The sequence below is a fragment of the Erwinia sp. Eh17-17 genome, from assembly GCF_039675725.1.
In the GTDB taxonomy this organism is placed as follows: domain Bacteria; phylum Pseudomonadota; class Gammaproteobacteria; order Enterobacterales; family Enterobacteriaceae; genus Erwinia.
This window is the reverse complement of the sequence record NZ_JBDFQT010000002.1, coordinates 841,708-855,512: the sequence shown is the minus strand read 5'-3', so window position 1 is coordinate 855,512 and position 13,805 is coordinate 841,708. Positions and strand designations below refer to the sequence as shown.

The 13,805-nt window shown below is 56.4% G+C and carries 14 protein-coding genes and 2 pseudogenes; 12 read left to right on the top strand and 4 right to left on the bottom strand.

The window, feature by feature from the left end:
• Positions 1-8: 8 nt before the first annotated feature.
• Positions 9-698 carry a DUF2076 domain-containing protein gene (locus tag ABEH87_RS09465; RefSeq protein WP_346575981.1) on the bottom strand — a complete coding sequence of 230 codons (690 nt, stop codon included), beginning with the start codon at positions 696-698 and terminating at the stop codon, positions 9-11.
• Positions 699-1,004: 306 nt separating this feature from the next.
• On the opposite strand from ABEH87_RS09465, the gene aroL reads away from it, so the two are divergent.
• From aroL to ppnP, 6 genes and pseudogenes are all read left to right on the top strand, one after another.
• Entirely contained in the window at positions 1,005-1,529 is a 525-nt protein-coding gene (gene aroL / locus ABEH87_RS09460; RefSeq protein WP_346575980.1) for a shikimate kinase AroL, read from the top strand.
• Positions 1,530-1,662: 133 nt separating this feature from the next.
• Positions 1,663-1,854 carry a YaiA family protein gene (locus ABEH87_RS09455; RefSeq protein WP_346575978.1) on the top strand — a complete coding sequence of 64 codons (192 nt, stop codon included), beginning with the start codon at positions 1,663-1,665 and terminating at the stop codon, positions 1,852-1,854.
• Positions 1,855-2,162: 308 nt separating this feature from the next.
• Positions 2,163-2,951, top strand: coding sequence for an IclR family transcriptional regulator (locus ABEH87_RS09450; RefSeq protein WP_346575976.1), 789 nt, complete (start codon positions 2,163-2,165; stop codon positions 2,949-2,951).
• 195 nt (positions 2,952-3,146) lie between these two features.
• Positions 3,147-4,078, top strand: a pseudogene (locus ABEH87_RS09445) (OPT/YSL family transporter).
• A gap of 13 nt (positions 4,079-4,091) precedes the next feature.
• A pseudogene (locus ABEH87_RS09440) lies at positions 4,092-5,020 on the top strand (DUF1177 domain-containing protein).
• 149 nt (positions 5,021-5,169) lie between these two features.
• On the top strand, positions 5,170-5,460 hold the full coding sequence (ppnP, locus tag ABEH87_RS09435) for a pyrimidine/purine nucleoside phosphorylase (protein WP_346575974.1): 291 nt from the start codon (positions 5,170-5,172) through the stop codon (positions 5,458-5,460).
• A gap of 96 nt (positions 5,461-5,556) precedes the next feature.
• On the opposite strand, the gene rdgC is transcribed toward ppnP, so the two are convergent.
• Entirely contained in the window at positions 5,557-6,468 is a 912-nt protein-coding gene (gene rdgC / locus ABEH87_RS09430) for a recombination-associated protein RdgC (protein ID WP_346575972.1), read from the bottom strand.
• Between the two features lie 146 nt (positions 6,469-6,614).
• On the opposite strand from rdgC, the gene mak reads away from it, so the two are divergent.
• Positions 6,615-7,520 carry a fructokinase gene (mak, locus tag ABEH87_RS09425; protein ID WP_346575970.1) on the top strand — a complete coding sequence of 302 codons (906 nt, stop codon included), beginning with the start codon at positions 6,615-6,617 and terminating at the stop codon, positions 7,518-7,520.
• Between the two features lie 66 nt (positions 7,521-7,586).
• Here the strand turns inward: mak and eat are convergent, their stop codons facing one another.
• The gene (eat, locus tag ABEH87_RS09420) at positions 7,587-8,951 is read right to left on the bottom strand and encodes an ethanolamine permease (protein ID WP_346575968.1); all 1,365 of its coding nucleotides are present in this window, start codon (positions 8,949-8,951) and stop codon (positions 7,587-7,589) included.
• Positions 8,952-9,183: 232 nt separating this feature from the next.
• Here eat and ABEH87_RS09415 point away from each other — a divergent pair, with 232 nt between their 5' ends.
• Both ABEH87_RS09415 and ABEH87_RS09410 read left to right on the top strand, forming a co-directional pair.
• Positions 9,184-10,188 (top strand): phosphotransferase, encoded by a 1,005-nt coding sequence (locus ABEH87_RS09415; protein ID WP_346576202.1) that lies wholly within the window; start codon positions 9,184-9,186, stop codon positions 10,186-10,188.
• A gap of 163 nt (positions 10,189-10,351) precedes the next feature.
• Positions 10,352-11,419, top strand: a complete 1,068-nt coding sequence (locus ABEH87_RS09410) for an AraC family transcriptional regulator (protein WP_346575966.1) — start codon at positions 10,352-10,354, stop codon at positions 11,417-11,419.
• A 3-nt stretch (positions 11,420-11,422) separates the two neighbouring features.
• Here the strand turns inward: ABEH87_RS09410 and ABEH87_RS09405 are convergent, their stop codons facing one another.
• Entirely contained in the window at positions 11,423-11,770 is a 348-nt protein-coding gene (locus ABEH87_RS09405; protein ID WP_346575964.1) for a cell envelope integrity TolA C-terminal domain-containing protein, read from the bottom strand.
• A gap of 328 nt (positions 11,771-12,098) precedes the next feature.
• Here ABEH87_RS09405 and ABEH87_RS09400 point away from each other — a divergent pair, with 328 nt between their 5' ends.
• The 3 genes from ABEH87_RS09400 to ABEH87_RS09390 are packed head-to-tail and all read left to right on the top strand — an operon-like array spanning position 12,099 to position 13,791.
• Positions 12,099-12,773, top strand: coding sequence for a CsgG/HfaB family protein (locus ABEH87_RS09400; RefSeq protein ID WP_346575962.1), 675 nt, complete (start codon positions 12,099-12,101; stop codon positions 12,771-12,773).
• Positions 12,774-12,790: 17 nt separating this feature from the next.
• Complete coding sequence (locus ABEH87_RS09395; protein ID WP_346576200.1) at positions 12,791-13,141, top strand: DUF4810 domain-containing protein; 351 nt, start codon at positions 12,791-12,793, stop codon at positions 13,139-13,141.
• Positions 13,141-13,791, top strand: coding sequence for a DUF799 domain-containing protein (locus ABEH87_RS09390; protein WP_346575960.1), 651 nt, complete (start codon positions 13,141-13,143; stop codon positions 13,789-13,791). The genes ABEH87_RS09395 and ABEH87_RS09390 overlap by 1 nt, the downstream gene beginning before the upstream one ends.
• Positions 13,792-13,805: the final 14 nt, after the last annotated feature.

Genomic DNA, 13,805 nt, shown 5'->3' with positions numbered 1-13,805 from the left:
GTTAACGGTCAGACAAAGTTGTCGTCATCAGCATCATCGCCAAACGCGTCGCTGCTGAAATCGTTGTCGCTGGCATAATCCTGTTGCAGGCCATTATCCTGACTGAGGAAGGACTGATTGTCCCCGCCGTTAAAGGTGTCGAGATTATTATCAAACTGCGGATCCGGCATCGCCGGTTCGTTAATGATATTCACAATCTCTTCCGGCTGCGAATGGTGGAACATGCTGGTGAGCATATCCGCCATCACCACGCCACCGGCAACCCCAACGGCCGTTTGCAGCGCGCCGCCGAGAAAACCCCGGCCAACCGTCGGGGCCGCTGGCGCATAAGCGGGCTGCTGCTGGGCCGGCGCATTGCCCCAGGCTGACTGCGCAGGGGGCTGCTGGCCCTGCTGCGGTTGCGTGCGGCTGCCGCCACCAAATAATCCTGACAGAAACCCTCCGCTGGCCTGCTGCTGCGGCTGTTGACGGGCCTGCTCCAGTTCGCTTTCCAGTTGACTGACACGTGCATTTAACTGCTTCATGGCCGCTTCCTGAATCAGGATTGCCTGGGCCATATAATAGGGGGCTCCGGGCAACTGCTGCACCTGTCGCTGAATGAATTTATCTGCCGTAATATCACGGGGGCCGGACTGAGACTCAGCCTGCTTCAGGCGGGTAAACAGGCTTTCAATTAACTGCTGTTCTTGCTGCTGCATAGGGTTTCTCCGAGAGCGGACGATAGCACCAATTTGGGCAACTGAAGGGGGAATGTAAATCGCGCTGCGGTAAGGAAATGTTGCGGCAGTTACGCGTTTATAAAATGGGTGTAAAGATAAAATTACACCTGCAATTTACATTTATAACATAAGGTTATTGCCTTTCTGTTTCACCCTGACTGTAAATAAAACGTTACTACTGGTCCCAAACCGCAATGTCCGGTATTATGCGCTGCAACGTTAATTCACTGTCTGCCCCCTGCGCGCGCGGGCTGGCGTCGGAGTTCGCTTAAGGAACGGCCTGTTATGTCATTACCCATTTATCTGATCGGCGCACGTGGCTGCGGCAAAACCACCGTTGGCCACGCGCTGGCGCTGGCATCAGGGTACGCGTTTTGTGACACCGACCACGCACTGCAGCAGTCCAGCGGGCAAACCGTTGCTGACATCGTCGCTCAGGAAGGGTGGGCAGGTTTCCGCTTACGTGAAACGGCATCGCTGAAAGCGGTTACTGCCCCGACAACGGTCATCGCCACCGGCGGAGGCATGGTGCTGGCGGAAGAAAACCGGCAGTTCATGCGTGAGCATGGTCGGGTGATCTATCTGAATGCTGACGCTGAGATCCTGGCCGCCCGGCTGGAGGCTTACCCGCAGGCTGAACAGCGCCCGACCCTCACCGGTCGGCCTGTTAGCGAGGAGATGGTTGAAGTGCTTGCCGCCCGTGATGCACTGTACCGGGCCGCGGCCCATCATATTATTGATGCGATGCAGTCCCCGGATGCGGTGGTCAGCCAGATAATGAGTGTCCTTTCGCCCGCCCGCGCCAGCTAATTTCCCCTCATCTCCCTATTGCCACCGGATAAACCGCTGCGTTTGTCTATACTGAAACGAGGGCCGGTGCGCCGGCCGCGTCGTGAGAGGATCTCTTCCGCGCACGATTTCTTACAGCTAACAGGGGATGATTATGCCAGGTAAACCACCGTATCCACGCGAAGCGAACATTGTTGAAGTTGAGAAGGGGGCTCCCGGCAAGCACGTGATCTGGTATGAATTGCGTGCCGACCACCCTAAGCCTGATTCGCTGATTAGCGAACATGAAACCAGGCAGGAAGCGCTGGACGCGAAAAAGCGTTATGAGGATGAGTCCAAAGAGTAATCCGCACTGGCAGGGATGCCTGTAATATTAACGCACTGTCATTGATTAAATTTTCCCACGGCCTTTTTGCATTTTGGCTAAATATTTAGTGCAGCATATCTGACTGTTCTCGCCTGAGATTCCATAAGATATTTTTATTTTTAGCCGGCGACTGGGATATTTAATTCTCTCTTTCCCGGTTAACCTGATTATCCCTCTTCCGCGCCGTCAATCCGATAAAAAATTAATCCTTGACCCTGCGAGCCCCTCGCCGTAGTTTAATTTATCGGAAAACAGGAACAATAGTTCCTAATAGTGGAACTGCCACCATGACGACCCTCGAAAATGCCGCCGCCGTACTCAAACTGTTTAACCGCAGTGGCCTGACTCAGGGTCAGCCGGGATTAACTTTTACCGATGTGGTTGACGCTCTCGGGCTGCCAAAAAGTACCGTTTCACGTCTGTTATCCACCATGGAAAGCGAAGGACTGCTGGAGCGCGACCCGGAAACCCGCTGTTTTCACGTGGGCCGTATGCTGCTGTCGCTGGCCAGTCACTATCTTTCAACGCCGTTGGTTGATGGTGCCTCAGCACTGATGGCGCGCCTGGCGGCGGAATCCAGCTGTACGGGCTACATCTCGGTGCTCGAAGGGCGGGAGATTATGGTGATGCGCATGTTTCAGGGGCGTATGTTTATTCAGGTCGTTACCCCACCGGGTAGCCGTTTACCGGCGGCCGAAACGTCCGTAGGGCGGGCTATTCTTGCGCGTTACAGCGATGACTTCGTGCGTAAGCTGTATGCCGGGGCCTGGCAGGTGAACTCCCCTAATTCGCCACAGACGCTGGAAAAATTACTGGTCGAACTGGCGCGCATTCGCGAGCAGGGCTGGGCGCTGTCGCGCAATGAAACCCTGCAGGGCATCAGCTCGGTTTCCACCACGATTACCAATAAACACCGGGGCGAAACCGTGGCGTTATGCCTGTCGTTCCCTTCACAGAATCAGGATCCGCCGTATTCATCCGCCACTCTGGATGCGTTACAAATGGTCACGCATCAGCTGGCTGGAAAATATGGCGATCGCGCATGGCAGGTGGGGCTTCCCCCAACCGTGCAGTAATTACCTTATATCCGTCCGTGATATAAAGTACGCCTCACCAGGGCATTGCAGTACCGTAGTCAATAAAATTAAGGTCCACTCAGAGACCCGTCAATAATAAACGGAATATCTCCTGGTTTTATCAGGGGATTATTCCTTCATGTCCGGAAAATATCAGTCACTCATGACCCGATCGGGCCATCTATTGGGGAAACTATGCGCCAGGATAATCCTTTAAAGGATATTGGCACCCTTGTGGTGTTACTTCTTCTTTCAGTGCTCGGCGCAATTATTGGGGTGCAGCTGTTAACAACGCTGGGCGTCACACCGAATACCTCCATTATTGGCGCACTGCTGGCGATGCTGCTGGCGCGTATGCCGTTAAAGGCTTTCCAGCGCTATCGCTCGGTTCATACGCAAAACCTGGCGCAGACTGCGATCTCTTCTGCCACCTTTGGCGCGGCTAACAGCCTGCTGATGCCGATTGCCGTACCCTGGGTGATGGGGCAGCCGCAGCTGATCCTGCCGATGTTTGTCGGCGTCAGCGCCGCGATGCTGCTGGACGCGTATCTGCTGTATCGCCTGTTCGATACCCGCGTATTTCCTGCCAGTAACGCCTGGCCACCGGCCCGGCGTTTGCCGATATGGGCTATGACCTGAAAGCCGGCTTTGTGCTGCGCGGTTACGGCCGCGATCTGCAACAGGAGCTGTGGGGACGGCGCATCCAGCTGTTTGCCGCGCTGATCGCCTTTGTTGTTTCGATCCCCGTGGTGTGGTTCGCCCACGCCAGTTTCTTCAGCCAGGATCTGATCCCGCCGGTGGCGCGCGTGTTTGCCAAAACGATTCAGGCCGGAGCGGAGCCGGGTATCGCGCACAGCCTGCTGATCTGGGCGATCCCCGGCGCGTTGATCCAACTGATCGGCGGCCCGAAACGTCAGCTGGGCGTACTGCTGGCCACCGGACTGCTGATCTTTAACGCTATGGCGGGCTGGGCCGTGGTTACCGGCATTGTGCTGCGCCTGATCATCACCCGCCTCTGGGGCGATCGTGGACGCACGCCGATGGAGGTGATGGCCGCCGGATTTATTGCCGGAGATGCGCTGTACAGCTTCTTCAGTTCCCTTTTCACCAGCGGCACTAAACGATAAATAGGGTAAAAACATGAGTTTGCAGCAGACCTTGCAGGTTTTTGAGCTACTGGATAGTGCCAGCGTCAGCGGTCAGGAGGTCGTTGACCTGTTTAGCGGATATGCGGGCGTCACGGCCAGCTTTCACCGCGTTAGCGGCCCGAAAGGCCAGACTGATTTTGTGCGCATAACCGTGGCGGGTCGTGACGGTAAAAGCCAGGGGGCAGCGCCCCGACGCTGGGAATTATCGGCCGCCTGGGCGGGATTGGCGCACGTCCCACGCGTATCGGCATGGTGTCTGACGCCGATGGTGCGGTGGCCGCGGTCAGCAGCGCGCTGAAGCTGGCGCAGATGCAGCGTAAAGGCGACTTTCTGTCAGGCGATGTGATTATTACCACCCATATCTGTCCGAATGCGCCAACCCGCCCGCATGAGCCGGTCGATTTTATGGACTCGCCCATCGACGACATCGCCATGAACGAAAATGAAGTGGCGCCGGGGGTTGATGCTATCCTTTCTATTGATACCACCAAAGGCAACCGCATCCTCAACCACAAAGGGTATGCGCTGTCGCCAACGGTGAAGCAGGGTTATATTCTGCGCGTATCGGAGGATTTACTGCGGATCATGGAGATGACCAGCGGGCGTCCGGCCGTGACGTTTCCGATCACCACGCAGGATATTACGCCTTATGGAAATGGGGTCTATCACCTCAACAGCATTCTCCAGCCCGCGACCGCTACGGATGTTCCGGTGGTGGGGGTGGCAATCTGTACCGAGTCGGTGGTTCCCGGCTGTGGCACCGGCGCGAGTCATGAAGTGGATATCGCGCTGGCCGTGAAGTTTGCCGTGGAGGTGGCTAAAGAGTTTGGACGGGGCACCTGTGCGTTTTATGACGCCGGAGAGTATGCGCGCCTGCTTGAGATGTACGGCAGCCTGAGCCATCTCAGCGCGCGCAGTTAAGCGGCTGAACCTCGCTCTGATTCATGCTGGCAACTAACTGCTGGTGTAAGTCACGATTGCAGCGCAGGATTCGCAATAGTGCGTGACAGCCCGTCAAATTTGGCCCTACACTGGAAACTTACCTTTGTCTCTGATTTTAAGGAATTTATATGCTCAACGTTAGTGAGTATTTCGACGGTAAAGTGAAGTCGATTGGTTATGAGAGCGCCAGTACCGGCCGCGCCAGCGTGGGTGTGATGGCCGAAGGCGAATATACTTTTGGTACGGCTCAGGCCGAAGAGATGACGGTTGTCAGTGGTTCACTGAAGGTGTTGTTGCCAGGGGAAGTGGAGTGGAAGCATTACCAGCCGGGTGAGGTATTTAACGTACCGGGCCACAGCGAATTCCATTTACAGGTGGCTGAGCCATCTGCCTATCTGTGCCGCTACCTGAAAGATTAATGATATTAAGGGCTGACCAAAAAAGAGGGTCAGCCCCTACATTGTTCGATGATCTTATCGGGGCCGGCCTTCTTTTCCGGTCGGCCCGCAACGTGATTAACGCTCGGCTTCGCCGCCTAACGCTTCCACGGTATTGCTGATTAACGCAGCCAGCTCGCCCGTCATCAGAATAAAGTCAGCATCAAAACGTCCGGTGACATCTTCGCGGTCAATATCATCATTCTGTTCGCGCAGAATATCCGAGAATTTCAGACGCTTAATTGAACCATCATCCGACAGGATCATCTGGATGCGTTCCTGCCAGTCGAGAGCCAGTTTCGTCACCAGCTTGCCGGCTTCAATATGGTTGGCGATCTCATCGCACACCAGGTCCTGCTTCTTACAGCGGATCACGCCGCCGTCTTCCAGAATCGCTTTCAGCTCGGCTTCATCCATCAGTGCAAAGCCAGCCGGCAGTTCACCGGAGCGCACCCATTCGGTCATGGTCAGCTCGATCGGACTTTCCAGCGTCAGCGGCACCACCGGCAGTGAACCGAGGCTTTTACGCAGCAGGGCCAGGGTGTCTTCGGCTTTTTTCGCGCTGGCGCTGTCCACCATAATCAGGTTGTTGACGGTGTCGATCCACACATAGGTCTGGCTGAAACGGCTGAAAGCGCGCGGCAGCAGGCTGTGCAGCACCTCCTCTTTCAGGGAGTCCTTTTCCGTCTTCTTCAACTTGCGCGACTGCTCGGCTTCCAGCTTGCTGATTTTCGCCTCCAGCGCTTGCTTGATCACCGGTGATGGCAGCATTTTCTCTTCTTTACGCGCACAGATCAGGATTTGACCGTTGGTGACGTGCGTCAAATCTTCGCTGCGCGGTCCAATCGGTGATACCCAGCCGGTCTTAGCCATATCCTGGCTACCGCAAGGGCTGAAAGAGAAGGCATCGAGCTGTTTTTCCATCTCGTCGGCTACCAGCGGAATGTCGCGATTGAGACGATAAACCATCAAATTTTTAAACCACAGCATGCTGCATTCCCTCTCAGGGCGCGCAATAAGGCGCGCGAGTTCAAAGTCAGCGCGCATGATAACGAATCGGCGGCGGGGTTTCATTGCCTTTCCGCACCGCAGCTTCTAAGGTAATGATCTCGCCGTTAAATAATGAGGAATAACAAGTGCGTATCGGTATTGACTTAGGTGGCACGAAAACAGAAGTGATTGCCTTATCGGACCGGGGGGAAGAACTGTTCCGCTATCGCGTGCCGACGCCGCGTGACGACTATGAGAAAACCCTTGAAAACATCATCGGGCTGGTCAAGCGCGCCGAGCAGGAGACCGGCCAGCAGGGCAGCGTCGGCATCGGCATCCCCGGCACGCTGTCGCCCTTTACCCGGCGGGTAAAAAACGCCAACTCCACCTGGCTCAACGGCCAGCCGCTGGATAAAGACTTACAGCAGCGGCTGGGGCGGGAAGTGCGCATTGCCAATGATGCTAACTGCCTGGCGGTATCAGAAGCCGTCGATGGCGCAGCGGCAGGTCGGCAGACGGTGTTTGCGGTGATTATCGGTACCGGCTGTGGGGCAGGCGTGGCGCTGAACGGGCAGGCGCACAGCGGCGGCAACGGCAATGCCGGGGAGTGGGGCCATAACCCGCTGCCGTGGATGGATGAAGATGAACTGCGCTATCGCGAGCAGGTACCCTGCTACTGCGGCAAGCAGGGCTGCATTGAAACCTTTATTTCCGGCACCGGTTTTGCCACTGACTATCAGCGCCTGAGCGGCGTGGATCTGAAGGGGGCAGAGATTATGCAGCGGGTGGCGCAGCAGGATCCTCTGGCGGAACTGGCGCTGAGCCGTTATGAAACGCGGTTGGCTAAGTCGCTGGCGCACGTGGTCAATATCCTCGACCCCGATATGATCGTGCTGGGCGGCGGGATGAGCAACGTGGATCGTCTGTACCAGACGGTGCCGCAGCTGGTGAAAAACTGGGTGTTCGGCGGCGAGTGTGACACCCCGATCCGCCGGGCGGTACACGGTGATTCCAGCGGCGTGCGCGGTGCCGCATGGCTGTGGCCACTCTGATTCGTTAAACAAGGGCCGATCGAAGAAAAAGATCGGCCCCGACAAAGAACAGCGACAGCGAAACCGTTATTCGCCCTGCAGCATAGCGTCGTGCGGGGCGTTAGCGCGGTGACTTTTGGTCAGCAGGAACCACAGATAACCGAGTGCCATCAGGCCAACAAATACGGTGCCAATCAGGGCATTGAACCACAGCATCGCCACCAGGCACACCGCGGCCAGTACCAGCGCAATCATCGGCACCAGCGGATAGCCCGGCGCGCGGAAGGTGCGCTCCAGCGCCGGTGCAGTCCGGCGCAGGCGGAACAGGCTCAGCATACTCATGATGTACATGACGATGGCCCCGAAGACCGCCATGGTGATCATCGCTGCCGTCAGCGACATGCCCTGCAGGTTAATCCAGCCGTCGCTGAAGATCGCCGCAATACCGATGACACCTCCGGCAATAATGGCGCGGTGCGGCGTCTGGAAACGCGACAGCTTCGCCAGCCCGGCAGGCAGATAACCGGCGCGGGACAGGGCAAAGAACTGGCGTGAATAGCCGAGAATGATGCCGTGGAAGCTGGCAATGAGCCCAAATAGACCAATCCACACCAGCATATGCATCCAGTTGGAGTGCTCACCGACGATCATTTTCATCGCCTGCGGCAGCGGGTCGTTAATATTTGACAGCGCCCGCCAGTCCCCTGCACCGCCCGCCATCAGCATCACGCCGATCGCCAGCACGACCAGCGTCAGGATACCGGCAATATAGGCGCGGGGAATGGTGCGCTTCGGATCTTTGGCTTCTTCGGCCGCCATCGCGGCGCCTTCAATCGCAAGGAAGAACCAGATAGCGAACGGGATAGCGGCAAAAATACCGGACAGCGCAGGCATGCCGAAGTGCTCACCGCCGGCCCAGCCGTTGGCGGTGAAGTTTGCAATACTGAAGCCCGGTGCCACCACGCCCATAAACACCAGCAGTTCCAGTACCGCCAGCACGGTGACCACCAGCTCAAACATCGCAGCCAGCTTCACGCCGAGAATATTCAGCGTCATAAACACGATATAGGCACCCACTGCTGCAAACTTCGGGTTGAGCTCCGGATACTGCACGTTGAGATAGGCGCCGATAGCCATGGCGATGGCCGGTGGGGCAAAGACAAATTCAATCAGCGTTGCCATCCCGGCAATCAGGCCACCGGTTTCACCGAACGCGCGGCGGCTGTAGGCAAACGGACCACCGGCATGTGGAATGGCGGTTGTCAGTTCGGTAAAGCTGAAAATAAAGCAGGTGTACATCAGGGCAATCATCAGCGTTGTCAGCAGAAAGCCCAGCGTGCCCGCCACGCCCCAGCCGTAGCTCCAGCCAAAATATTCCCCGGAAATTACCAGACCTACCGCAATGCCCCATAAATGTAGGGTTCCCAGCGTGGGTTTGAGTTTGCTCTTCATACCGTTATCCCCGTCATTATTGTGTTAGTGGTTCGATAATGCAGCCCCCCGCCAGGGGAAACTTGACGCGGGCATGATGATTTTTGCGCGCTGCGGTCAACTCCGCTGCAATAAAAGCGCCAGCTGTACGCTGCGGTCAAAAGCGGGTCGTCTGTGGTCAAGCCGAAAAGGGGCAGGCGATCGGATGCTGTTATCACAGAGACACCGTTCACTATCCCTGCGGAGCCAGATGATGACAGCCAGACAATATGACACCCTGAACAATGACGCGCTGCTGCAGCTTGCCGGGCGTACGATGACCCGTTACCCCGTCGCACTGCAGGGCCGGCTGAGCCTGCTGTGCCGCTCAGAAAATGCGACATTTTTACTGGAGGCGGGCGGAAAGCGCTATGCGCTGCGCCTGCACCGTGCGGATTATCACCAGCGCGCTGATATTGAGAGTGAACTGCACTGGCTGGATGCGCTGCGCGATACCGGCATTGAGGTACCGCAGGCGGTGGCCGACAGCCAGGGACAGACCGTTCAAAGTCTGATGCTGGATGATGGCACGATGCGCCATGCGGTGCTGTTCCACTGGATCGAGGGGGAGATGCCGGGCACCGATGTCGATCCGCGTGCCTTTCAGCAGCTGGGAAATATTACCGCCCGCCTGCATCAGCACAGCCGCAGCTGGCAGCGTCCGGCAGGTTTTCAGCGCATCATCTGGGATCATCAGACCATGCTCAGCCCGCAGGGGCACTGGGGAGACTGGCGCGATGCGCCGAACCTGCGCGCAGCGGATCGCGGAGTGGTGGAGCAGACGATCGCACGGGTGGGATCGACGCTGGCCGGGTTTGGCAAAACAACGCGCAACTATGGCCTGATCCATGCCGATCTGCGGCTGACCAACCTGCTGTTATACAAAGGTGAAACGCGGGTGATCGACTTTGATGACTGTGGCTTTAGCTGGTATCTGCACGATCTGGCGGCGGCGATCAGCTTTGTAGAACATCATCCGCGAGCGGCGGAGTGGGTGGACAACTGGCTCCGCGGTTATGAGCAGGTGGCGCATATCACAGACGCTGAAATGGCGGTGGTGCCGACGCTGCTGATCCAGCGCCGTATTCAGCTGCTGGCCTGGGTTGGATCGCATGCGGAAACAGAAATGGCACTCAGCCTTGGCCCGCAGTGGGCGGATCATTCTGTACGTCTGTGCCGTCGCTATCTGGAAACGCGCGAGCTGCCGGTCGGCGCATAAATACCCGACGCTGCACCGCAGACGGGCAGGCTGTGCTGTCGCGGTGCTCTTTTCGCACTCACAGGCAGGATAATGCGCTCAAATTGTCTGATGTTGCGGTTGGTACGCTATTTGCTCTGTTTAACGGGAGAGAGGTGTACCTAAGGCAGCAGGAGACTATCACATGTTACCCACCCAACTGGCCCGTCCGGATATCCGTCATGTTCTGCACAGCGGCAATGTCTGTAACCGTGGCGTGCTCGCTGCGGCCGCCAGCGGGCTGAGCGATTTTATCAGCCACAGCGGCGGCGATGTCGATCGTATTTTCGGCGTCAGCGGTATCGACCCGGAACTGCTGGCGCAGCCCACTCTCAGCCTTGGCTTAATCAATTACTGCCGGGTGATGGAAGAGGCTGCACGTTATTCAGGCTGTGATAACTTCGGTTTACACTACGGCAGGCAGTTTAAACCGCAGTCATTAGGTCTGATTGGCTATATCGGTCTGTGCAGCGCCACGCTGGAACAGGCGCTGCACAATGTGGCAAATGCTTTCCCATGGCACCAGCACGATACGCTGACCCGGCTGGTGGATAAGGGCGACTGCTGGCGGCTGGATTACCAGGTGCGCCACGGTGCCATTCTCTGCCGCCGTCAGGACGCCGAGCTGACGTTGGGCATGTTTCTGAACCTGATACGTCACGTCGCCGGTAAGCACTGGGCGCCGCGTGAAGTCCACTTCGAACATCCCCGCCCGACGCAGTGGCATGAGCACTGTAAAGTGTTCGACGCTCCGGTCTATTTCGACCAGCCGTTTAACTCGCTGCTGATTCCGAAACGCGATCTGGCCCGCGCCATGCCGGACAGCGACCCGCTGCTGCTCGGCGTGATGCAGGATGCCATTCGCCGTCTTAACAGCGCGACCCCACAGCAGAATATTGTCGACCAGGCGCGTTCGCAGGTGCATCTGGTGATGTTGCAGGGGGAGCCGGTGCTGGAGGAGGTGGCCGATAAGATGGGGCTGTCGAGCTGGTCACTGCAGCGCCGCCTGCGTGAAGAAGGGCTGAGTTTCACCACACTGGTGGATAACGTGCGCTGTGAAATGGCGAAGCACTATCTGCAGCAGCGTCAGCTGCCGATTTCCGAAATGGCGCTGCTGCTTGGTTATTCAGAGGTGAGCGCATTCTCCCGCGCGTTTCGCCGCTGGTTCGGCATCAGCCCGCGCCAGTGGCGCCGGGATGAGCTGGCAGGATAAACGCTACGGACGGAACTGGATAACAATCGCCTGTGTCAGATGCAGAGGCGGCGGCGGCAAAGATTCTGTACTGGCTACCACGCCCCAGACCTTCAGACACAGCGCTTCATCCCCTGTGGTGCGCAGAACCTGATAGCGCTGGCGGGCGCTGTACGCCAGCGTCACGTCGCACGCCCGGCCATGGTAGCGCTCCGCATGCTCAAAATTACGCAGGATCCGCGTTTTCATGGTCGCAAGATACCCGCACTGTGCATCACACTCTGTATCACCGGGTGGGTTTGGCGCGGAATGGCAGGCGGTCAGCAACCCCACCAGGATAAGCAGGCCTGAGGCAAAATAACGGTGCTTCATATTCTATTCCTCAGTGAGGTAAGGGGGGGGACTGGTGACAGTCTACAAAATAATCACCCCGCTGATGATGAAAACTACCCGGCCGGGCGCATTTACAGATTTTTCCTTTATTTGCGTTAAGTTGAGATAATGTTTAGCAAACGTATGGTTTATTACGGTGATAAATTAAATAATTTAACTTTCAGTTTATTTTTGAGAATTTTCTGTGTTAATCTCCGGTGCCAAAGGCGTCCTGCCTTTAATTATAATTGCCGGTTATTATTTATTTTGAGTCTTCACTCATTATTACGGCCGTTATTATTTTGATGAGTTCATTCAGGGAAATGACATGAAATCCAGACACCTTGTTGCTTTATCTTTATTAAGTGCATCGGTAATGACCGGCTGCGCGACGGAATCCTCTCGTTCGATTGAAGCCCCGCAGGTTGCCGCTGCTTCTCAGCCACGCTATCAGGGAGCAAAAAGTCCGATTGCTGTCGGAAAGTTTGATAACCGCTCCTCTTATATGAATGGCGTATTCTCTGACGGCGTTGACCGTCTGGGCAATCAGTCCAAAACAATTCTGATGACGCATTTGCAGCAGACCGGCCGTTTCAATGTGCTGGACCGCGCTAACCTCGATGAGCTGAAAGCTGAATCCCAGTACAAAGGCAGCCAGCAGACCATCAAAGGTGCCAACTATGTGATAACCGGTGACGTGACCGAGTTTGGCCGTAAAGAAGTGGGAGACCAGCAGCTGTGGGGTATTCTTGGCCGCGGCAAGTCTCAGGTTGCCTATGCCAAAGTGAACCTGAACGTCGTCGATGTCGCGACCTCTGAAGTGGTTTACTCCGTGCAGGGTGCCGGTGAGTACAGCCTGTCTAACCGTGAAGTGATTGGTTTTGGCGGCACTGCCAGCTATGACTCGACGCTGAATGGCAAGGTGATGGATTTAGCAGTCCGTGAGGCGGTCAACCATCTGGTCAGCGGAATTGAATCGGGTGCATGGCGTCCGGTAAAATAATAAAAAGAGAATAAATGATGAAAGCAATTAAACTGGTCAGCGTGGCTGTCGCCGTACTGCTGGTGGCTTCCTGCGCCAAAAAGAAAGAGACGGTTTATTACTGGGGTGATTATCAGTCCACGCTTTATAGTTATTATCAGCATGACAAATCCCCTGAGCAGCAAATTGACTCGCTGAATGCCATTGTGGAACAGGCGAAAGCGAAAAATAAACCCGTTCCTCCTGGCTTGCATGCCCAGATGGGGTTGTTATACGTGGAGACCAGCCGTCCTGACCTGGCTTTCCAGCAGTTTAATGCCGAGAAGACACTGTTCCCGGAATCCGCTCCTTATATGGATTTCCTGATGCGTAATAAGGTGAAAAAATAATGAAATTAATTAGCCTTATTGCCCTGACCGCTGCTCTGGTGCTGAGCGGTTGTGCTAAACAGAAACCGTATGATTACAGCGCATTCCGCGCCAGCAAACCGGCCTCGATTGTCGTGCTGCCTGCGAAGAACAGCAGCCCGGATATCAACGCTGCCCACAGCCTGGTGTCGGTGATGACCGCACCGCTGGCTGAATCGGGATACTATGTCTTCCCGGTCGCGGTGGTTGATAAAACCTTCGAGCAGAATGGCCTGGCCAGTGCTGCCGATGCGCAGGCAGTCAGCACCCGCAAACTGTATGAGATCTTCCATGCGGATGCGGCGCTGTATGTGGATGTCGTCAGCTATGGCAGCCAGTACCGGGTGCTGGACAGCGTGACCGAGGTCAGCGCCACGGCACGTCTGGTGGATTTGCGCAGCGGCAAGGAGATCTGGTCCGGTAAGGGCTATGCTTCCGACGCGCAGAGCGATAACAACAATAACGGCCTGTTGGGGATGCTGATCACCGCTGCGGTGAAGCAGATTTCTAACAATATCGCGGATAAAAGCCACGATATCGCCATCATCGCCGGCGCGACGATGCTGACCGCCGACGGCCGCAACGGAAGTATTCTGCCCGGCCCGCGCGCCAGACTGAGCAGCGCGCAGTAAGACGCAGAGAAGGG

What these genes read in the sequence shown, in the direction of transcription:
- ABEH87_RS09465 (WP_346575981.1), bottom strand. Translation starts at nt 698, where the DNA reads ATGCAGCAGCAAGAACAGCAGTTAATTGAAAGCCTGTTTACCCGCCTG.
- aroL (WP_346575980.1), top strand. Translation starts at nt 1,005, where the DNA reads ATGTCATTACCCATTTATCTGATCGGCGCACGTGGCTGCGGCAAAACC.
- ABEH87_RS09455 (WP_346575978.1), top strand. Translation starts at nt 1,663, where the DNA reads ATGCCAGGTAAACCACCGTATCCACGCGAAGCGAACATTGTTGAAGTT.
- ABEH87_RS09450 (WP_346575976.1), top strand. Translation starts at nt 2,163, where the DNA reads ATGACGACCCTCGAAAATGCCGCCGCCGTACTCAAACTGTTTAACCGC.
- ppnP (WP_346575974.1), top strand. Translation starts at nt 5,170, where the DNA reads ATGCTCAACGTTAGTGAGTATTTCGACGGTAAAGTGAAGTCGATTGGT.
- rdgC (WP_346575972.1), bottom strand. Translation starts at nt 6,468, where the DNA reads ATGCTGTGGTTTAAAAATTTGATGGTTTATCGTCTCAATCGCGACATT.
- eat (WP_346575968.1), bottom strand. Translation starts at nt 8,951, where the DNA reads ATGAAGAGCAAACTCAAACCCACGCTGGGAACCCTACATTTATGGGGC.
- ABEH87_RS09415 (WP_346576202.1), top strand. Translation starts at nt 9,184, where the DNA reads ATGACAGCCAGACAATATGACACCCTGAACAATGACGCGCTGCTGCAG.
- ABEH87_RS09410 (WP_346575966.1), top strand. Translation starts at nt 10,352, where the DNA reads ATGTTACCCACCCAACTGGCCCGTCCGGATATCCGTCATGTTCTGCAC.
- ABEH87_RS09405 (WP_346575964.1), bottom strand. Translation starts at nt 11,770, where the DNA reads ATGAAGCACCGTTATTTTGCCTCAGGCCTGCTTATCCTGGTGGGGTTG.
- ABEH87_RS09400 (WP_346575962.1), top strand. Translation starts at nt 12,099, where the DNA reads ATGAAATCCAGACACCTTGTTGCTTTATCTTTATTAAGTGCATCGGTA.
- ABEH87_RS09395 (WP_346576200.1), top strand. Translation starts at nt 12,791, where the DNA reads ATGAAAGCAATTAAACTGGTCAGCGTGGCTGTCGCCGTACTGCTGGTG.
- ABEH87_RS09390 (WP_346575960.1), top strand. Translation starts at nt 13,141, where the DNA reads ATGAAATTAATTAGCCTTATTGCCCTGACCGCTGCTCTGGTGCTGAGC.